Below are 18,529 nucleotides of genomic sequence, written 5' to 3' on the forward strand. Positions count from 1 at the left end.
GAACGCCACATTGGGGCGTTTGAGTCTCAGCCGACGCTGGTCAGTGGCGGGAGGCCGATCGACGCCGCGAGCGCGTCCAGCTCGCGGCGCACCGGCCCGGCCAGTGGCACGCCGAGGGCCCGGCACTGCTCCAGGTGCTGGGCCTCCCGCCAGCCGGGGTAGCGGATCGGCGTGCTGCCGTCCCAGCCCAGCATGCTGCCGAACAGCGCGCTCGCGGCGCGGTAGAAGCCGTCGGCGCTGCGCAGCGTCGTCGGCGCGATCGCCAGCACCAGCAGGCCCGTGTCGTGGTCGTGGTCGGCGACGCCGGAAAGCACCCCGGCGAGGACCTCGACCAGCAGCGTCAGCCCGGCGGCTTCCGAGCCGAGTTGATCCAGGTCGAAGACGAACTCGGGGTACGCGCCGCCGGGGGCGGCCATGCCCAGGGGGTTCAGCGGCTGGCCGGGTTCGCCGCCCGCGGCGAGGACCAGCCCGATCATCGCGTGCGGCAGGGCGCGCGCGGCGTGGTGCCCGGCCCGGCCGAACGGCCCGGCGCCGCGCATCGACACGAGCCCGACGCCGAAGCGGCCGGCCCGGGTCACCGCCCGGTCCATCGCGTCGCCGACGGCCCAGAGCCCGGGCCCGCGGCGGTAGTCGATCAGCGCGGCGGCGCCGCGGTCGGCGATCATCAGCGGCCGGGCGTGCGGGACGACGAGCCCGTTCTCCAGCAGCGGCAGGTGGACGCGGGTCAGGTCGGCGACGCCCGTCTCCGGCGAGCCGGTCAGGTCGCCGTGGCAGAGCGCCTCGGCCGCCATGCGGGCCCGCACTTCGGGGAGGCCGTGGGCGGCGAAGACATGTGCCACGAGGGTGACCAGCTCGTCGGCCCGTACGCGGGGCCAGGCCTGTTCCGGGATCGGGGTGTCGGGTGTTTCTTCTTCGGCGATCGCGGGTTCGGGGCGGGCGGAGCGGAAGGGACGCGGTCTGAGAGGCACTTCCCCGACATTGCCCAGCCCGGCTACGGGCGTCAACGAGGTGGGCCCGGGCCTACCCGACCGTGTGATCGAGGCGTCCGAAGAGTCGTACCCTGGGCGGCATGTGCCGAAACATCACCACCCTCCGAGGGCTCCAGCCGGCCGCGACGGGCGAGGAGATCGAGGCCGCGGCCCGCCAGTACGTCCGCAAGGTGACCGGCGTCCAGTCCCTTTCGGACGCCACGCGCGAGCCGTTCGAGGCCGCGGTGGCCGAAATCGCGGAGATCACCGCCCGGCTGCTGGAGCAGCTGCCCGAACGCCGTCAGCCCCCGGCGACCGTGCCGCCGCTGCGCCGTCCCGAGGTGCGGGCGCGGATCGCCGCGAAAGCCCTGCAGCAGCCGTGAGTCAGCGCACGCGCTGCGCGTAACCCCGCTCGTCGGTGTGGTCGACGCCGTCGTCCTTCGACAGGCTGTAGAGCCGGATTTCGGTGCCGTCCGGGTCGTTTGGGCGCACCATCCAGCCGGTGGTGGCCTCGAACAGCGGCGCGTGCTCGACCCCGAGCTCGTCCAGCCGCGCGATCCACGCCTCGGCGGCCGAGCGGTCGGCGGCTGCGCGCCAGGTCGCGCACGGGGAACTTGACGTGGTGGAAACCTTCGATCTTCGCGGTCATCGCCGCCCTGTTTTCCCAGTCCCGATAGGGTGATCACATGGGTGGACAGGCTTTGGTACTGGGCGGCGGCGGGGTCGCCGGAATCGCGTGGACGACGGGACTGCTGGTGGGACTGGCCGGCCACGGCCAGGACCTCACCGGCGCGGACCTGGTCGTCGGCACGTCGGCGGGCGCGGCGGTCGCGGCACAGGTGACGAGCGGTGTCGCGCTGGACGAGCTGTTCGCGCGCCAAGCGGACCCGGCGCGCCAGGCCCCGGAGATCCCGGCCGACATCGACTTCGAGAAGTTCGCCGCCGACTTCGGCGGCGCACTCACCGGCGCGACGACCCCAGCCGACGTGCGGCGGGCGGTCGGGCAGCTGGCGGTGAAGGCCGAAACCGTGCCCGAAGCGGATCGCCGCGCGGTCATCGAGGCCCGGCTGCCGGTGCACGACTGGCCGGAGCAGCGCCTGGTCATCGTGGCGGTGGACGCGGAAACCGGCGAGCCCCGCCGGTTCGACCACGAGTCGGGGGTGTCCCTGGTCGACGCGGTGGCGGCGAGCTGCGCGGTCCCGGGCGTCTGGCCCCCGGTGACGATCGACGGCCGCCGCTACATCGACGGCGGCGTCCGCTCGGCCGAAAACGCCGACTACGCGGCCGGCGCGTCCCGGATCACGGTCGTGGCGCCGCTGGGCCTGGAGTCACAGCTGCCGGCGGAGAAACCACTGCTCGTAGTGCTGGACGAACTGCGCGCGGCGGGCGCGGAGGTTGCCCTGATCACCCCGGACGAGGCTTCGGTCGCGGCGGTCGGCGAGAACCCGCTGGACCCGTCGACCCGCACGCCGGCCGCCGAGGCGGGCCGGGCCCAAGGTGCCGCGCTCACTTTGACCTGGGCTTGAGCGGATAGGCCGGCACCAGCAGGCCGGCGAGCCCGATCAGCAGCCCCGCCGCCGGAACCGCGAAGATCCAGTTACCCGGCAGCAGGACCTCGTCGGTGGTTTCGGTCGCCATCTCGGGCTTCCCGGGCCAGTAGCGCACCTCGATGCGGCTGCCCCGGACGTAGCCGGGACCGGATCGGACACGGGTGTGGCGGTCGTAGTTCGTGTGGGTCCGCACCTCCCGGGACCGGGCGCCGCCCGGCTCGTCGACGCGCGCCACGACCAGGTCCACGTCGAGCACGCGCTCCACGGTCGCCGCGGCCACGACCGAACCGGCCCGCTCCCTGAGCGTGACCCCGAGGAAGATCAGGCCGCCGAGGGACACCAGCGCGATCGCCAGGCAGATCATCGAGAACGGCGTCACGGCTGACCCCTCGGCGTCCTCCTCTCGCGCACCCTCGCCGTCCCATCGCGTCTTCATGCGGTGAGCACGTCCGAGGCGCGGACCGGGTTGCCTCGGGCCGTCGGCTACCCTCGTGGGGCGAGGTAGCGTGTCCGAGCGGCCGAAGGAACATGTCTTGAAAACATGCGAGGGGGCAACCTCTCCGTGGGTTCGAATCCCACCGCTACCGCTCCGATGACCCGGGCGCGGCCGCGCCCGGGTTCAGCTTTTCGGCCTCCGACAGGTGATCCAGCACGCGCTCGAACGCCGCAGCGATGGTCGCCTGCTCCTGCGGGGTCAGCAGGTCGATGAGGTGCTCGCGCACGCCTTCCACGTGCGTCGGCGCCGCCGTCGTCAGCAGTGCCCGGCCCTCGCCGGTCAGCTCCGTGATCACCCCGCGCTTGTCGTCGGGGTCGCGGGCCCGGCGGACCAGGCCCGCCGCCTCCAGCCTGCCGGCCTGGTGCGAAAGCTTGCTCTTCGTCGACCCCATGTAGACCGCCAGCTCCGACATCCGCATCCGGTGCCCTGGCTGGCTTTCCAGGCAGACGAGCACCTCGTAGTCGGTCAGCGACACCTCGTGCCGGTCGGACAGCTCGCGGTGCAGCCGCTGCCGCAGCAGGAGGGTCGCCACGATGTAGGAGCGCCACGCCGCCATCTCGGCTTCGTTCAACCACCGCACAGGTCGCTCCTCGGTCATAAGACAGCGTAGAACGCTGATCAAGGGACCGCGCGATCCGACGCCGATCCGTCGGCCGGTGAAAACCCCGCCGCAACATCGCCCGAAGGTGGGGTTACGAAAAGGTTGAGACTCGGCCGGAAAAGGCGCATTCTGCTTGTCGGCGGACGGTCGGCCAGGGTATGAGGCGCGGCGACGGTGACGTGCCGGCCCGGCTCCCCGCCAGGAGAGGTCAGGTGGTTGCGTGACGGGTGATCCTCGCGGTTGACCGCCAGCTGCGTCCCCGCGACTGAAACGGACAGAACCGAGTCGGTCGCGATTGTGAACAGCTACTGCGCGGGCTTCCATGCGTTCACGCATACGGCGTCGGTCGGGCCTGGATCCGGTCACGGCCTCGGAAGCCGTGACGACAGCGCCTGAACGCCGGTCCGGAAGCGGCCAACCGCTCGACAAAGACATACCTCGGTACAAAGAGCCTGGGCACGCCCGTCAGCGCGACGGCCGTGCCCAGGCTCGTTACGATTCTCGGGTGAGATTCGACGACGACGCCGGCCTGGACACTTCCGAAGTCCAGGACCTGCGCGGAAGCGGTGGAGGCGGCGGCGGGATCGGCGGCCGCGTGGCGCTCGGCGGCGGCGGACTCGGCGTCGTCGGCCTGATCATCTACTTCGTACTGTCCCAGCTCGGCGGGGTCAGCGTGCCGAGCGGGAGCAGTCTCGGCGGTGGCCTCGGCAGCGTCGGGTCCGGCCAGCAGGTCGACAACTCGAAGCTGGCCAGCGAGTGCAAGACCGGCGCGGACGCCAACAAGAACCACGACTGCGCCATCGTCGCGATCGTCAACTCCGTCCAGGACTACTGGACGCAGCAGTTCGCGCGCTCCGGCTCGACGTACCGGAAGGCGCCGACGAGGTTCTTCAACGGCGGCGTGCGCACCGGCTGCGGCAGCGCCACCTCCGACACCGGCCCGTTCTACTGCCCGGCCGACTCCGACGTCTACATCGACCTCTCCTTCTTCGACGAGCTGAAGACCCGCTTCGGCGCGCAGGGCGGCCTCTTCACCGAGTCGTACGTGCTCGCCCACGAGTACGGCCACCACGTGCAGAACCTGCTCGGCACGTCGAAGAAGGGCACCGGCACCGGCCCGACGTCCGGCTCGGTGCGCCTGGAACTGCAGGCCGACTGCTACGCCGGCGTCTGGGCCAACCACGCCTCGACGACGCCGACCGAGAGCGGCAAGCCGCTGATCACCGACATCACCCAGGACGACGTCGCGGCCGCGCTGGACACCGCGTCCCGCATCGGCGACGACTACATCCAGCAGAACCTCGGCGGCGGCCAGGTCGACCGCTCGAAGTTCACCCACGGCACGTCCGCGCAGCGCAAGAAGTGGTTCACCACCGGCTTCCAGACCGGCGAACCTGCCCGCTGCGACACGTTCGGCACGAACAACCTGGGCTAAGTCGCAACCCGTCGTGAGTGAGTAACAGTGTTAGAACACTGTTACTCACTCACGACCGGGAGTCAGGCGGTCAGGGCGTGCGGGTCACCGGCCACGGCGTGCGCGGTGAGGGACCGCTGGGTCGAACGCTTCTGCGCCGTCAGCGACTTCGACTTCGCCTTGCCGGGCTGGACGCCGTTGACGCTCTCGGTGCTCGTCGCGTAGACGCCGAGGGCCCAGGCGACGCCGTCCGCGTTGCGGTCCAGCGCGACCCGGTCGATGTTGCCCAGGTTGTCGCAGGCCTGGTGGTAGCACGGGTCGAAGGCGACGCCGGCCGTGCCGCCCCACTTCGCCGCCTGCGCCGGGGTCTTCAGCACCTCGGCGCCGGTGTCCAGGCCGCCGGCCGGGATGCCGACGGCGATGAACTCGCCGTAGTCCGAGCGGCCGGTGAAGTCGGTGCCTTCGAGAGACACTCCCCGCGCGGCCTGCATGAAGTCGACGAAGGTCTTCTCGATCTGCGCCGAGCCGTACGGGCCGGCACCCGCGCCGACGCCGTCGGAGTTGTCGCCGTCGTAGGCGAAGTACCCGGCGTTCGGCGAACCGATCATGTCGAAGTTCAGGTACAGCGCGATGTCGAGCTGCTGCTCGAAGCTGAGCTGGTCGACGTAGTAGGTCGAGCCGATCAGGCCGAACTCCTCCGCGCTCCAGAAGCCGAAGCGGACGGCGTTGTTGACCTTCGGGCCGCTCCCCAGCTGCAGCGCGGTCTCGAGCAGGGTCGCCGAGCCGGTGCCGTTGTCGTTGATGCCCGGGCCCGCCGGGACGCTGTCGAGGTGCGAGCCGAGCATCACGACGTTGTCCTTGCGCCCGGTCTTGGTCTCGGCGATGACGTTGTAGCTGGTCCGCGCCTCCTGGAAGGCGCGCAGCTCCAGCGTCACGTTCTGGCCGCCGAGCGTGGCCAGCCGCGCCCCCGCGGCCGCCGTCACGCCCCCGGTCGGGATCTTCGCGTTCTCCGGGCCCCCGAGCGTCCCGTTCAGGTCGCCGTCGGTGTTGTTGTAGACGATCGCGCCGACCGCGCCCGCGGCCGCGGCGGTCTGCTGCTTCTGCGCGAACGAGCAGCCCCCGCGCTTGATCAGGGCGATCTTGCCCGCGACGTCCGCGGGGTAGTCGGTGGCCTCGCAGCCGCTGGTGTCGTCGACCGCGACCACGGCGAGCGGCGCGGTGATGCCGCCGACCGGCGTCGAAACCGTGTACTCCATGGCGATGACCGGGACGTTCGCGCCGCCTGCGGTCAGCTTCTGGGCCAGGGTCTGCGAATAGGTGAACGGGAACTCCTGGCGCGTCACCTGGAACCCGGCCGCTTCGAGCTTGGCCGCGATGTACTCGGCGGACTTCTTGTGGCCCTCGGTGCTCGCCGCCCGGGTGCCGCCGTTGGTGTCGGCGAACCGCTGGAAGGCGACCAGGTGCCGGTTGACGCCGTTGACGTCGACCTTCTTGACCAGTTGTTTGGCCAAGGCCGGGCCGTCGGGGACCGTCGTCGCGGCGGCGGCCGGGGTGAGGCCGAGCACCAGCGTCGCACCGGCGGCCAGAGCCACCGGCGGGAGAAGTCTTGTTCGGAAGAGTGGCATGGTTGCTCACCTTTGTTCCGAATGCGAGGTACGTCAATGCGTCATTCGGCGGGAGATTCACCCACCGGTATACAGTCGACACATGTACGCGATCACCATCCGTGAGCCAGGTGACCCGGACGTTCTCGAGTGGGCGGAAGTCGCGGACCCGCGTCCCGGCCCCGGCGAAGTGCTGCTGGACGTCGCGGCGAGCGCGGTGAACCGCGCGGACCTGCTGCAACGCCAGGGCCACTACCCGCCGCCACCCGGCGCCAGCGAAACCATCGGCCTGGAGTGCTCCGGCACGATCGCCGAACTCGGCGAGGGCGTCGAAGGCTGGACCGTCGGCGACGAGGTCTGCGCGCTGCTCGCCGGCGGCGGCTACGCGGAGAAGGCCGTCGTGCCGGCCGGACAGCTGCTGCCGGTACCGGGCGAAATCGACCTGCTCACCGCGGCCGCGCTGCCCGAGGTGGCCTGCACGGTGTGGGCGAACGTCGTGATGCACGCGAAGCTCACCGAGGGCGAGGTGCTGCTGGTCCACGGCGGCGCCGGCGGGATCGGCACGCACGCCATCCAGGTCGGGAAGGCGCTCGGCGCCACCGTCGCCGTCACCGCGGGCTCGGCCGACCGGCTCGAGAGCTGCCGCCAGCTCGGCGCCGACATCACGATCAACTACAAGGACGAAGACTTCGTCGAGGTGCTCCGCAAGGAGACCGGCGGCGCGAACGTCATCCTCGACAACATGGGCGCGTCCTACCTGGGCCGCAACGTCGACGCGCTGCAGCAGGACGGGCGGCTCGTCATCATCGGCATGCAGGGCGGGGTCAAGGGCGAGCTGAACGTCGGCACGCTGCTCGGCAAGCGGGCGAGCGTGTTCGCCGCCGGTCTGCGGTTCCGCCCGCTGGACCAGAAGGCGGCGATCGTCGCCGACGTCCGCGAGCGCCTGTGGCCGCTGGTCGAGCAGGGTTCGGTCAAGCCGATCGTCGGCCAGGTCGTGCCGATGGCCGAAGCCGCGTCGGCGCACCGGATCCTGGAAGAGGGCAGCGTGTTCGGCAAGGTCCTGCTGGCAGCTAAGTCCTAGCGGAGTTCTTCCAGGACCCGCACGAGCTGGTTGATCTCGAAGACGTTGGAGTAGTGGGCGAGCCCGATCCGCACGGCGCCGCCCACTTCTCCGACACCCAGTGACGCGAAGACGCCGCTCGTGCCGTCATCGGCGAAAGCGCACAAGCCCTGCTTCGCCAGGTACTCGGCGACCTCGGGCGACTTCTTGCCGGCGACGGCGAAGGCGAGCGCGGGAATCCGGCGCATGGCGCTGCCGATGACCATGATGTGCCGCAGCGACAGCAGTTCCGTCGACAGCTGCGCGAGCAGTCCGGCGTGGTACGACTTCGCGGAGCCGAGCGAAGTGACCAGGCGTTCGCGGCGCGATCCGGCGGCGGCGTCGTCGAGACCCGCGAGGTAGTCGATCGACGCGATCAGCCCGGCCAGCAGCGGGTAGGCGTGCGGGCCGAGTTCCAGGCGCGCGGCGCCGCGCGCCATCGGGTCGAGCGACGCGGGCGGGATCCGCTCGATCATGTCCGGGTCGCGGAACACCAGTGCGCCCACCGAAGGGCCACCCCAAGCCTGCGCGGACACGACCATGACGTCGGCGCCGAGAGCGTTGATGTCCAGCGGCAGGAACGGCGCGGCGTAGGTGGCGTCGACGACGACGAGCGCGCCGACCCGCTTGGCGAACTCGATGATCGTCGGCACGTCCGGCCGGGTGCCGACGGAGCCGGACGCGAGCGTGACCGCGACGGCCTTCGTCCGCGCCGACACGAGCTGCTCGTACTGCCACGCGGGCAGCTCGCAGGTCTCGATGTCGATCTCACCCCAGCGCACGACCGCGCCGACGCGCTTCGCGGCGCGCTGCCACGGCGCCAGGTTCGCCTGCTCGTCGAGCCGGGACACGACGAGTTCGTCGCCGATGGTCCAGCGCTCGGCGAGCGCGTCGACGAGCCGGCGCAGCATCACCGGCGCGCTCGGCCCGAGCACGACGGCGGCCGGGTCGGCCCCGACCAGGTCGGCCACGGCCCGGCGGGCCGCGGTCACGATGCTTTCCGCACGTTGTGAGGCCGGAAACGCTCCGCCCGGCCCGGACACCGGTGCGCGCATCGCCGTGGACACGGCCGAAGCGACCTGTTCCGGTACCAGCATTCCGGCGGCGCCGTCGAAGTGAATCCAGCCGTCACCCAGCGCGGGAAAGAGCCCACGAATACGAGCGACGTCGAACGCCATGGGGACACCGTACGGACGTGCGGTTTCGCCGTGCGTCCGGGGTTGGGTGGAGAGCCACCGGGAACCCCGGAAGCCGCTACGCTCGGAGACGGACACCCCATGGGTGTCGCGGAGCGTGGCGAACGCGAGCCAGGATGGAGCACATGACCGAGCCGAACTTCACAGCGGGTGACCCGGGCCAGGAATCTTCACCCCACGTGGTGGTCGTCGGGCCGGACGGCACGCCGGTGGGAGCCGGCTCCCCCGATGGCGACCACCCTGAGTCGGTGGGCGACCTCGTCGAAGAGCCGGCGAAGGTGATGCGCATCGGCACGATGATCAAGCAACTCCTGGAGGAGGTCCGCGCGGCCCCGCTGGACGACGCATCGCGCACGCGCGTGCGCGAGATCCACCAGACGTCGATCCGCGAGCTGGAGAAGGCACTGGCCCCGGAGCTGCAGGACGAGCTGGAGCGCCTGGTCCGCCCGTTCACCGACGACTCGACGCCGTCGGACGCGGAGCTGCGGATCGCCCAGGCCCAGCTGGTGGGCTGGCTGGAGGGCCTGTTCAGCGGAATCCAGACGGCCCTGTTCGCCCAGCAGATGGCGGCGCGGGTCCAGCTCGAGCAGATGCGGCGGGGGTTGCCCGCCGGTCCTTCGGGTGCGGCCGGGCACGGGCATGAGCACGGGCCGGGGATTTCGGGGACGGGCCAGTACCTCTGAGCAGTTGTCCACAGACCAATGGGGATGTGGACAACTCCTGTGGACAACTCACTTTCCGTCGGCCTGTGTCATGAACGACTCTTTCCTGTCGTCAGACGTCATGAACGAGTCGTTCACGACACCCGGCCACTTTCAGCGCAGTGAGCGGAAGAACCCCCGGATGTCGCCGATCAGTGCGTCCGGTTCCTCCAGCGCCGGGAAGTGTCCGCCCGTCGGGAACTCCGTCCAGCGGACGATCTTGTCCGTTCGCTCCGCCAATGCCCGGATCGGCAGGCCGATGTCGTCCGGGAAGACCGCGACCGCCGTGGGGACCGTGTTCGGCGGGGGTGGCGCGCCCCAGCCGCCCGTCAGTGCCGCGTACAAGCGAGCCGAGGAGTTCGCCGTCTCCGTGAACCAGTAGATCGACACGTCCGCCAGGAGGTCGTCGCGGTCGATGAGGTCCTGCGTCGCGTTCGAGAACGAGCGGAACTTCTCCGCGATCCACGCCAGCTGGCCCGCCGGGGAGTCGTGGAGCCCGTACGCCAGCGTTTGCGGCTTCGTCGCCTGGATCATCGCGTAGCCGGTGCCCTCGCGCGAGAACTTCGCGCCCTTCTCCAGCGAACGCCTACCCTTGTCGAGCTCGTCGAGGCCCTCGAGGTCGGCTTCGGTGCGGACCACCGCCGTCGCCAGCATCGTCACGTGGATGCCCAGCAGCCGCTCCGGGAACCGCACCGCCAGCTCGCGGGAGATGATCGCGCCCCAGTCGCCGCCGTGGGCGCCGAAACGCGGGTAGCCGAGGCGGGTCATCAGCTCCGCGAACGCGCGTGCGATCCGCTCCGGGCCCCAGTCGGGCTCCGGTGTCGGGCCGGAGAAGCCGTAGCCGGGGATCGACGGGACCACCACGTGCAGGGCGTCCTCGGGGTCGCCGCCGTACGCACGGGGGTCCGTCAGCGGCCCGATGACGTCCAGGAACTCGACGATCGACCCCGGCCAGCCGTGCGTGAGCAGCACCGGCGTCGCGTGCGGCTCGGGCGACGTCACGTGCAGGAAGTGCACGTTCGTGCCGTCGATCGTGGTCGTGAACTGCGGGAACGCGTTGATCCGCTCCTCGTGCGCCCGCCAGTCGAAGCCCGTCCGCCAGTACTCGGCCAGTTCGCGCACGTAGCCGACGGGCGCGCCGAGCCGCCACTCCGCGCCGCCGGCGGGCTGGTCGGGCCAGCGGGTGTTCGCCAGCCGCGCGCGGAGGTCGTCGAGATCGGCTTGCGGGACGTCGATGCGGAACGGGGTGATTTCCGAAGTCATGCCGCAACGGTACGAACCATTGCGGACAGCAGCTGTCCTCAGCCGAGGATGCGCCTCGACCAGCGCCGCCTCAGCGACTCGGGCTGCGGCTCCGGCGGCGCGTCGGCCGGCTGCCGTCGCTCGACGGGGGCGTAGACGGTCCTCGCCACCTCCACCTTCGCCTTCCGGAGCCGCGCGAGGACGTCCGGCGCGTAGCCGCCGGCGGTCGGCCGGTCCGGCACCTGGCCGAGGTCTTCCAGCACCGTCCAGTTGGAGCCGAGCGCGGCCAGCGAGCGGTGCTTCGTCGCGTAGTAGTCCGGGTTCACCGACACCGCGACACCGGACGCTCCCACGGCCGCGGCCAGCATGTGCACGTGGAACCGGGTCGAGATCCAGGTCTGCCGGGGGTTGGCGGGCAGGCCGTGCGCCCAGACGTGGGAGAACGGGTAGAACCGGGCACCGGGCAGCTCGCGCTCCAGCAAGGCGAACACCTCGCGGTCGACCCGCGGCACGCCCTCGACGACGCCGACGCGCTCGGGCGGCACCTTCCACGCGCGCAGCATCGACAGCACCGCACCCGCCAGCTTGCCGATGCCGACCTCGACGAGGTCCGACTGCAGGCACAGCATGACCTCGGGCTGGTCCTCGGCCGTCTCGTAGCGGTGCGGGCCGATGCCCAGGAACGCGTCGTCGATCCCGGGCTGCACGTCCACGAGCTCAGCCGAGGCTTCGTCACGGACCTCGACGACCTCGAAGTGGTCCATCAGGCTCAGCAGCAGGGGCGTGACGTCGTCGCAGGCCGGCACGAGACCGTGCCCGGTCATCGCGGCCCGGCCGCCCGACCGTTCGACCGCCGCCGCGGCGCCGGCGAGGAGGCCGATCTGCTTGGGCCAGAGCTTGTTGATGTAGCCGCCGCCGACGACGTGCACGACGTCGGCCGTCGCGAGCAGCTCGATCCCGCCGTGCAGGCGAGGCATCATGCCGGGGTTGTGCACCGCTTCGCGCACCCACGCCGCCGCCTGCCACGGGTCCTCCGACGGCGCTTCCCAGCACAACCGCCACAGCGTGTCGGTGAACTTGGCCCGGGGGTGGATCCCGTCGAGCAGGACGGCCGCCGGCCCGGGGGAATGCGTGTCCACCCAGACGTCGGCGTCCGGTGCCATTTCGGCCAGCTCGCGGAGCCAGCTCGCCGCGATGAGCTCGTCGCCGTAGTTGGGGTGCCCCACCGGAGCCACCACGTAGTAAAGAGCACGCTGGGCCGACTTCGTCGACGAAGTCCCGTTCGGGGCGACCACCATGCGCGGAATGGTACGGCGTGACGGACTGTAATCCAGGTCACGTTGGCATTAGCCCCGGCCGCCGGTTGCGGACGGGGTTGGCCAGGCCGGTGGCGGGCACATCGGTACCCTCGTCCACGTGCATGCCACCAGCACGGTTCAGGCCGCGGAATCACCCGTAGCGACGTCGGCGCCGCCGACGTCGGACAGCAAGACGTTCGCGCGTGCCTTCGCCGACATCAAGGCCGGTTTCCGCGCCCGCGAGCTGTGGGGTCACCTCGGCTGGCAGGACATCAAGCAGCGCTACCGCCGCTCGGTGATCGGGCCCTTCTGGATCACGATCAGCCAGGCCGTCATCGCGCTCGGGCTCGGGCTGCTGTACTCGCAGCTGTTCAACACGCCGATCCAGGTGTTCCTGCCCTACCTGTCCACCGGCTTCATCCTGTGGGGCTTCATCAGCGGCTGCCTCGCCGAGGGCATGGAGACGTTCATCGCGAACGAGGGGCTGATCAAGCAGCTCCCCGCGCCGCTGAGCGTGTACATGCTGCGCACGGTGTGGCGCCAGACGCTGCTGCTGGCGCACAACATGATCGTCTACGTCGCGGTGCTGGCGATCTTCTTCACCGCGCTGGACAACCCGTACTCGCTGGGTTCGAAGGACGGGCTCTGCGGCGACCACGTGTACTGCCACCCCGGCCTCAGCTGGACCATGTTGCTGGCCATCCCGGGCTTCGTGCTGCTCGCGCTGAACGCGGGTTGGGTGACGCTGCTGCTGGGCATCATCTCGACCCGGTTCCGCGACATCCCGCAGGTGATCAACTCCGTGATCCAGCTGCTGTTCTACGGCACGCCGATCGTCTGGCCCGTCGACCAGCTGCTCGCGGGCGGCGCTCGCGCCAACGCCTCGTGGGCCTTGCCGATCATCCAGCTGAACCCGCTGTACCACTTCATGCAGGTGGTCCGGGCGCCGTTGATCGGGCAGTCGTTCACCCCCGGCAACTGGATCGTGGTCGGCTCCATCACCATCGTCGGCTGGGCGCTCGCGCTCGTCGCGATGCGCAATTACCGTGCCCGCGTCTCCTACTGGGTGTGACACATGGTCAGCATTGACGTCCACAACGCCTTCGTCGACTTCCCGATCTTCGACGCGAAGACCCGGTCGATGAAGAAGAAGGTGCTCGGCAAGGTCGGCGGCAAGATCGGCACCGACACGAAGGTGCCGATCATCGAAGCTCTGCACGACGTGACGCTTTCCCTGCGCGAAGGCGACCGCGTCGGCCTGGTCGGGCACAACGGCGCCGGCAAGTCCACGCTGCTGCGGCTGCTGGCCGGGATCTACGAGCCGACCCGCGGGTCGTCCCGGATCGAAGGCAAGATCGCGCCGGTCTTCGACCTCGGCGTCGGCATGGACCCGGAGATCTCCGGCCAGGAGAACATCATCATCCGCGGCCTCTTCCTCGGCATGACCGCCAAGGAGATGGAGAAGCGCGTCGACGACATCGCGGAGTTCACCGAGCTCGGCGACTACCTGCAGATGCCGCTGCGGACGTACTCGACGGGCATGCGCGTGCGGCTGGCGCTGGGCGTCGTCACCTCGATCGACCCCGAGATCCTCATCCTCGACGAGGGCATCGGCGCGGTCGACGCGGCGTTCCTCAACAAGGCGCGCGACCGGCTCAAGGACCTCGTCAAGCGCTCCGGCATCCTGGTGTTCGCCAGCCACTCGGACGAGTTCCTGTTCGAGCTGTGCGACTCGGCCCTCTGGATGGACGAAGGGCACGTGAAGCAACGCGGCTCGCTGCGGGACGTCCTCACGTCGTACAAGGGGCGCGACCCCTTCGAGAACATGAGCCAGGAGACCCTGGACCGCTTCGGCATCGAACCGGTGGCAACGACGAACGGCGGGGAATGATGGCCAGCGAGACCCGGCAGCTGCCCGACGGCGCGGTCGTCGGCGTGGTCGTCACGCGGCACCGGCGGGAGCTGCTCGCGGACTCGCTGAAGGTCATCGCGGCCCAGACCCGGCCGGTCGACCACCTGGTCGTGGTGGACAACGGGCCGGACGACTCGGCGCGCGAAGTCGTCGAGAACTACCCGCTGCCGTTCACGTACCTGCCGTCGCACCGGAACCTCGGCGGCGCCGGCGGGTTCGCGCTGGGCATGCTGCACGCGCTGTCGCTGGGCGCGGACTGGATCTGGCTGGCCGACGACGACGGGCGCCCGGCCGACGAGAACGTCCTCGCGATCCTCCTGGAAGAGGCGGAAAAGCGGGACCTGGCGGAGATCTCACCGGTGGTGTCGAACATCGACGCGCCGGACAAGCTGGCGTTCCCGCTGCGCCGCGGCCTGACCTGGAAGCGGTCGCAGTCCGAGCTGGGCGTGGACTTCCTGCCCGGCATCGCGTCCCTGATGAACGGCGCGCTCTTCCGGGCGTCCACTTTGGACGTCGTCGGCGTGCCGGACCTGCGGCTGTTCTTCCGCGGCGACGAGGTGGAGCTGCACCGGCGGCTGGTCCGCTCGGGGCTGCCGTTCGGCACGTCGCTGAAGACGAAGTACCTGCACCCGGACGGCTCGGACGAGTTCAAGCCCATGCTGGGCGGCAAGTTCCACGCGCAGGACCCGGAGAACGAGGTCAAGCGCTACTACACCTACCGCAACCGCGGCTACCTGCTGTCCCAGCCGGGCATGCGGAAGATCGGCGCGCTGGAGATCGTCCGCTTCGGACTGTACTTCGTGGGCGTGAAGCGGGACCCGAAGGCGTTCCTGCAGTGGCTGAAGCTGGTGCGCCAAGGCCGCGCGGAGAAGTTCTACCGCTACTAGGTTCACGCGAAAGGGCCCCCGCGCCGCGGGGGCCCTTTCGTCTCGTCCGCCTTATTCGCCGATGACCGGCGGCGCGGTCCGCAGGTCGGTGCCGAAGACCTCGTCGGGGTCGCCCTCGACCAGGTACGTCGGACGCGAGTGCTCGGTGTCCTCGTCGCCCTCGCCCTTCTGGCCGCGAGCCAGGCCGCCGCCGGGGCCCATGCCACCGCGGCCGGCGCCGCCCGCACCGAGGCCACCCATGCCGCGGCCCGCGGCCGCTTCGGCCGCACCGATTCCGCCCGGCCGAGCGGCGCCCGACGCGGCGCCCGCGCCCGTGGCGTTGCCCGCGCCCGAGCCGCCGGGACCGAAACCGCCGCCGCCACCGCGGCCGCCGCCACCGCCGACCTTGGAGTTGTAGGCCTCGTCGCCGCCGAAGTTCATGCCGCCCATGGGCATCGGGCTCATCGGCGGCATGGCGCCGAGAGACGGGTTCTGGTTCGACGATCCCCCGCCCGTAATCGAACTGGGCGTGAAGCTGGACGGCGTGGTGCCGCCGGCCGGCACGAACCCCGCCCCGGTGGTCGAGCCGGGACCGGAGATGTGCGCCGCGGCCCCCGAGCCGAAGTGGCCGCCACCATCCTGCAGGAAGCCCTGGGTACTGGCACCCGGCCCCGGGAGGTTCACCGAGCCGGGACCGGGGTTGTTCGCGCCGGACGGGAGGTTGATGCCGTTCTTGTCCCCGCCGCCGTTGGGGTCGCCGCTGCCGTTGCCGGTGCTGAAGCTGGGCGGCGGCGCGAAGGCGGGCTGCTTCGACGCGGCCTCGTAGAGGTTCTTGTCGTAGGTCGCCATGACGCCCGCGGCCTCGTCGTGCGCCGCCTGGCTGTCCTTCTGCTTCTGGATGGACTTGTCGACGTTGTCGGCCAGGTTGAGCGGGTTCGACGTCGCCCAGCCCTTGAACTCGTCGGTCCAGCTGAACGGGATCGGCGCCGGCATGGAGTTCTTCGCCGTGGCCGCGGCCTGGCCCTGGTCGTAGATCGTCTCCGAGGCCAGCTTCGCGTTCTGGGAGTTCGCGTCGGACCACTTGCTCAAGCTGGTGAAGTACTGCTGCGCGTTCTCGGCCGCGCTTCCTTCCCAGGTGCCCTTGGAGGAGTTGACGGCGGTGGTCATCGCCTGCGCGAACTTGTCGAAGACCTGGTGGACCTGGTGATAGGCGGTCGAGACCTCGGACACCTGGTCGACGTCGAGGTTGCTTTGGAGGAACGCCTGCAGCTGGGTGTGATCAGTGCCCTTGTAGTCCGCGTTCGGCGCGTGCAGCCCCTGGACGTACTCGACGTCGCGGCCTTTGGTGGCGTCCTCGACGTTCTGCTTCCCCATCTGCTGGGACTGGTTCTTCGCCTGGGCGCGAGCCATGTAGTCCTGGACCCACCCGAACAGCCAGTTGTTCGGATCGACGCCCTCGTCGGCCTTCTTCTGCAGGTAGGCGTCCCGGTCGGCGGGCGCCATGTCCTGGAGTTCCTGGGGCGTCTTGTCCGCCTGCTTCGGCGGCTCCCGTCGCGTCGTCATCTGGGATCCCCTTACCCCTTGGGCAGCTTCGGTTCGACGATCTTCGTGGCCATGTCTTCGGCGATCTGACAAGCCTTGTCGACGGTGTTCAGGCCGGTCGCGTTCACGTCGACACGCGACTTGTCGCCCACCCCGAGGGCGACGGTGCAGCCGAGCGGCGCGTCGCTCGACGCCTCCTTGGCCGGGCGGCCGTTCACCGGGAGGTCCTTCACGCCGTTGCCCGTGTCGTTGACGGAGTCGAGCGGGGCGTTGTCGCGGATCGCGACGCTGAGGATCATGCCTTCTTCGGTCGCCGAGGCGGTCTTGTGCTGGAAACGGCAGATCCGGGCTCCGCCGAGCTTTTTCTCTTCGGCAGGCTCGAATGAAGAGGCGTAACCGCTGACATCGGCTGCGGTGAGCAACGTGCACGGCTCCAGTGCCGCGGTCGAAGCACTGCCCGGGTCCGCCGAACTGGGGTTCTCGCTCGAAGGCGCGGCAGTATCCGACTTGACCGGCGAGGCGGTTCCCAGCTGAGTGCTCGTACAACCGGCCAGCAGGAAGGCACCCGCGACGAGGGGCAGGACGGCCCGTGCAAGGAGTTTCATCATTCCCTAAGGCTTGGACTTCATGGCGCCGAAAGCGGCGTCCTCGGACTCGTTGTAGAGGCCGGCGGCTCGTTCGAGTGCCTCGGTCGCCTGGCGGGCCACTTCCTTGAGCTGTTCGAGCACCACACTGGCGGAACCCTCGGCGTCGGCTGCGCCCTTTTGGTCGTGTGAGGCCACCGTGCGCCCGTACGGGTGATTCCCCAGCTGGGGTGACTGGTTGAGCGTGTAGATGGCGTCGCCCTTGTCGCGCAGGTCGTTGACCAGGTCGTTCAGCGCGTTCGTGAGGGGCTTCACACCCTCGGGCGTGATCTTGAAGCCGCCGCTCTTGGCCGCGCTCAGCAGCTTCTGCGTCTCCGCGGTGACGCTCTGCACCGCCGCCTTCATGGCTCCGGACGTCAGCGGATTGACGATGTCCGACATCGATCCGCCACCGCCATCGGCAATCAGCATCGCTGTTCCACCCCGAATCGCTTCACCCGTGCGCGTGCACCCGGGAGTCTACTAGCCGGGCACCCTCCGCCACGGCCGTTCACCGATCTTCACCTGGGACGCAGCCCCGCGGCCGGTGGTTCCCGAGGCTCAGAACCGGCCCTCGAGCTGGGCGTACAGCTGCTGGGCCAAGCGCGCGTTGTCGGCCGGGGCGTAGGTGATCCAGCGCTGGCCGTCCGCGGCCGCCCTCGACGACATCAGCCAGCGGCCGGACGGGGTGTCGAACCAGGCCAGCGGGGGGAACGCGCCGCCGCGGGTCTGGGCCGTGAACTGGCCGATGCGCTTCTTCGGCTCCTGGAACACGCGCTCGATCATCCGGAGCTGGGGGCCGCCGGCCCCGCCGCTGGGCGCGCGCGGGCCGGTGACGCCCGCGAACGGGTCGTACACGTCGTCACGGCGCTGGTGGCGGGGCTGTTCGGCCGGGCGCGTGATGGTGACCGACTGGCCGGGCGCGGCCGGGGTGAGCGGGAGCAGGTCGACGATCGCCGGGACGATGCCGGTCGGGCGGACCTCCTCGAAGACGATCAGGTTGTCCTGCTGCCGGGCGAGCACCGCGAACTGGCCGTCGGTGGCGACGCGGGCGAACAGGTGCCGGTCGCCGAGCTCCGCGGCCGCGTTGATCGTCACACTGCCCCGGACGAAGGTGGCCAGCGCCAGCTCGGCGTCCGGGTCGAGGCGGCCACGGCTCCACAGCCCGCGGCCGGTCAGGTCGCGGACGACGGCGTCGCGGATCATCGCGCGCTGCTCGACGGTCGTGCCGACGTGCGGGACCTCGAACGGCGTCGGCGCGCGGCCGAGCCCGAGCTGCTCGAGCAGGATGTCCACCGCCGCCAGTGACAGCGAGAACGAGTGCGGCATTCGCTTCCAACCCCCCGCGGATGAGTCCGGCCTTCCCCGAAAACGGTAGTCCACCCGGCCGCTGCGACAACCGGGGCTTCGCCCGGGG

The 18,529-nt window shown here is 70.4% G+C and carries 19 protein-coding genes and 1 tRNA gene; 9 read left to right on the forward strand and 11 right to left on the reverse strand.

What is annotated here, in order from left to right; genetic code table 11:
* Nucleotides 1-26: 26 nt before the first annotated feature.
* Complete coding sequence (locus CF165_RS01335) at nt 27-968, reverse strand: Ldh family oxidoreductase (protein ID WP_240521419.1); 942 nt, start codon at nt 966-968, stop codon at nt 27-29.
* A gap of 101 nt (nt 969-1,069) precedes the next feature.
* Between CF165_RS01335 and CF165_RS01340 the strand changes: the two genes are divergently transcribed.
* Together CF165_RS01340 and CF165_RS01350 are read left to right on the forward strand one after the other, a co-directional pair.
* Nucleotides 1,070-1,351 (forward strand): DUF2277 domain-containing protein, encoded by a 282-nt coding sequence (locus CF165_RS01340; RefSeq protein WP_093945557.1) that lies wholly within the window; start codon nt 1,070-1,072, stop codon nt 1,349-1,351.
* A gap of 303 nt (nt 1,352-1,654) precedes the next feature.
* A complete protein-coding gene (locus tag CF165_RS01350) occupies nt 1,655-2,494 on the forward strand; it encodes a patatin-like phospholipase family protein (RefSeq protein ID WP_167441306.1) in 840 nt (279 codons plus the stop codon).
* Here CF165_RS01350 and CF165_RS01355 read toward each other — a convergent pair.
* Entirely contained in the window at nt 2,475-2,954 is a 480-nt protein-coding gene (locus CF165_RS01355) for a DUF3592 domain-containing protein (protein ID WP_143268414.1), read from the reverse strand. The genes CF165_RS01350 and CF165_RS01355 overlap by 20 nt on opposite strands.
* A 64-nt stretch (nt 2,955-3,018) precedes the next feature.
* Here CF165_RS01355 and CF165_RS01360 point away from each other — a divergent pair.
* Nucleotides 3,019-3,105, forward strand: a tRNA-Ser gene (locus CF165_RS01360).
* On the opposite strand, the gene CF165_RS01365 is transcribed toward CF165_RS01360, so the two are convergent.
* Nucleotides 3,100-3,612: a MarR family winged helix-turn-helix transcriptional regulator gene (locus CF165_RS01365; RefSeq protein ID WP_205660740.1), complete on the reverse strand. Its 513-nt coding sequence runs from the start codon at nt 3,610-3,612 to the stop codon at nt 3,100-3,102. The genes CF165_RS01360 and CF165_RS01365 overlap by 6 nt on opposite strands.
* 508 nt (nt 3,613-4,120) lie before the next feature.
* Between CF165_RS01365 and ypfJ the strand changes: the two genes are divergently transcribed.
* Nucleotides 4,121-5,050, forward strand: a complete 930-nt coding sequence (gene ypfJ, locus CF165_RS01370; protein ID WP_093945560.1) for a KPN_02809 family neutral zinc metallopeptidase — start codon at nt 4,121-4,123, stop codon at nt 5,048-5,050.
* Nucleotides 5,051-5,112: 62 nt separating this feature from the next.
* On the opposite strand, the gene CF165_RS01375 is transcribed toward ypfJ, so the two are convergent.
* Nucleotides 5,113-6,654, reverse strand: coding sequence for a M28 family metallopeptidase (locus tag CF165_RS01375; protein ID WP_205660741.1), 1,542 nt, complete (start codon nt 6,652-6,654; stop codon nt 5,113-5,115).
* Between the two features lie 82 nt (nt 6,655-6,736).
* Here CF165_RS01375 and CF165_RS01380 point away from each other — a divergent pair, with 82 nt between their 5' ends.
* A complete protein-coding gene (locus CF165_RS01380) occupies nt 6,737-7,714 on the forward strand; it encodes an NAD(P)H-quinone oxidoreductase (protein WP_093945561.1) in 978 nt (325 codons plus the stop codon).
* On the opposite strand, the gene CF165_RS01385 is transcribed toward CF165_RS01380, so the two are convergent.
* Complete coding sequence (locus CF165_RS01385; protein ID WP_093945562.1) at nt 7,711-8,910, reverse strand: cysteine desulfurase-like protein; 1,200 nt, start codon at nt 8,908-8,910, stop codon at nt 7,711-7,713. The two genes, CF165_RS01380 and CF165_RS01385, sit on opposite strands and share 4 nt — an antisense overlap.
* A gap of 134 nt (nt 8,911-9,044) precedes the next feature.
* Here CF165_RS01385 and CF165_RS01390 point away from each other — a divergent pair, with 134 nt between their 5' ends.
* The gene (locus tag CF165_RS01390) at nt 9,045-9,611 is read left to right on the forward strand and encodes a bacterial proteasome activator family protein (protein ID WP_093945563.1); all 567 of its coding nucleotides are present in this window, start codon (nt 9,045-9,047) and stop codon (nt 9,609-9,611) included.
* Between the two features lie 132 nt (nt 9,612-9,743).
* Here the strand turns inward: CF165_RS01390 and CF165_RS01395 are convergent, their stop codons facing one another.
* Complete coding sequence (locus tag CF165_RS01395; RefSeq protein WP_093945564.1) at nt 9,744-10,892, reverse strand: epoxide hydrolase family protein; 1,149 nt, start codon at nt 10,890-10,892, stop codon at nt 9,744-9,746.
* Nucleotides 10,893-10,930: 38 nt separating this feature from the next.
* The gene (locus CF165_RS01400; protein ID WP_093945565.1) at nt 10,931-12,169 is read right to left on the reverse strand and encodes a polysaccharide pyruvyl transferase family protein; all 1,239 of its coding nucleotides are present in this window, start codon (nt 12,167-12,169) and stop codon (nt 10,931-10,933) included.
* Nucleotides 12,170-12,287: 118 nt separating this feature from the next.
* Here CF165_RS01400 and wzm point away from each other — a divergent pair, with 118 nt between their 5' ends.
* Genes wzm through glfT1 form a run of 3 tightly spaced genes read left to right on the forward strand, consistent with a single transcriptional unit; the run spans nt 12,288 to nt 14,968 of the window.
* The gene (gene wzm, locus CF165_RS01405; RefSeq protein ID WP_093945566.1) at nt 12,288-13,241 is read left to right on the forward strand and encodes a galactan export ABC transporter permease subunit Wzm/RfbD; all 954 of its coding nucleotides are present in this window, start codon (nt 12,288-12,290) and stop codon (nt 13,239-13,241) included.
* 3 nt (nt 13,242-13,244) lie between these two features.
* Nucleotides 13,245-14,060, forward strand: coding sequence for a galactan export ABC transporter ATP-binding subunit Wzt/RfbE (gene wzt, locus CF165_RS01410; RefSeq protein WP_093945567.1), 816 nt, complete (start codon nt 13,245-13,247; stop codon nt 14,058-14,060).
* Nucleotides 14,060-14,968 (forward strand): galactofuranosyltransferase GlfT1, encoded by a 909-nt coding sequence (gene glfT1, locus CF165_RS01415; RefSeq protein WP_167441307.1) that lies wholly within the window; start codon nt 14,060-14,062, stop codon nt 14,966-14,968. Before wzt ends, glfT1 begins: the two co-directional genes overlap by 1 nt.
* 51 nt (nt 14,969-15,019) lie before the next feature.
* On the opposite strand, the gene CF165_RS01420 is transcribed toward glfT1, so the two are convergent.
* From CF165_RS01420 to CF165_RS01435, 4 genes are all read right to left on the reverse strand, one after another.
* Nucleotides 15,020-16,510, reverse strand: coding sequence for a hypothetical protein (locus CF165_RS01420; RefSeq protein ID WP_093945569.1), 1,491 nt, complete (start codon nt 16,508-16,510; stop codon nt 15,020-15,022).
* 11 nt (nt 16,511-16,521) lie between these two features.
* The gene (locus CF165_RS01425; protein WP_093945570.1) at nt 16,522-17,097 is read right to left on the reverse strand and encodes a DUF3558 domain-containing protein; all 576 of its coding nucleotides are present in this window, start codon (nt 17,095-17,097) and stop codon (nt 16,522-16,524) included.
* 3 nt (nt 17,098-17,100) lie between these two features.
* Nucleotides 17,101-17,544, reverse strand: a complete 444-nt coding sequence (locus CF165_RS01430; RefSeq protein ID WP_093945571.1) for a hypothetical protein — start codon at nt 17,542-17,544, stop codon at nt 17,101-17,103.
* A 129-nt stretch (nt 17,545-17,673) separates the two neighbouring features.
* On the reverse strand, nt 17,674-18,441 hold the full coding sequence (locus CF165_RS01435) for an ESX secretion-associated protein EspG (protein ID WP_093945572.1): 768 nt from the start codon (nt 18,439-18,441) through the stop codon (nt 17,674-17,676).
* Between the last annotated feature and the right edge of the window lie 88 nt (nt 18,442-18,529).

Source organism: Amycolatopsis vastitatis, from assembly GCF_002234595.1.
Lineage (GTDB): Bacteria > Actinomycetota > Actinomycetes > Mycobacteriales > Pseudonocardiaceae > Amycolatopsis > Amycolatopsis vastitatis.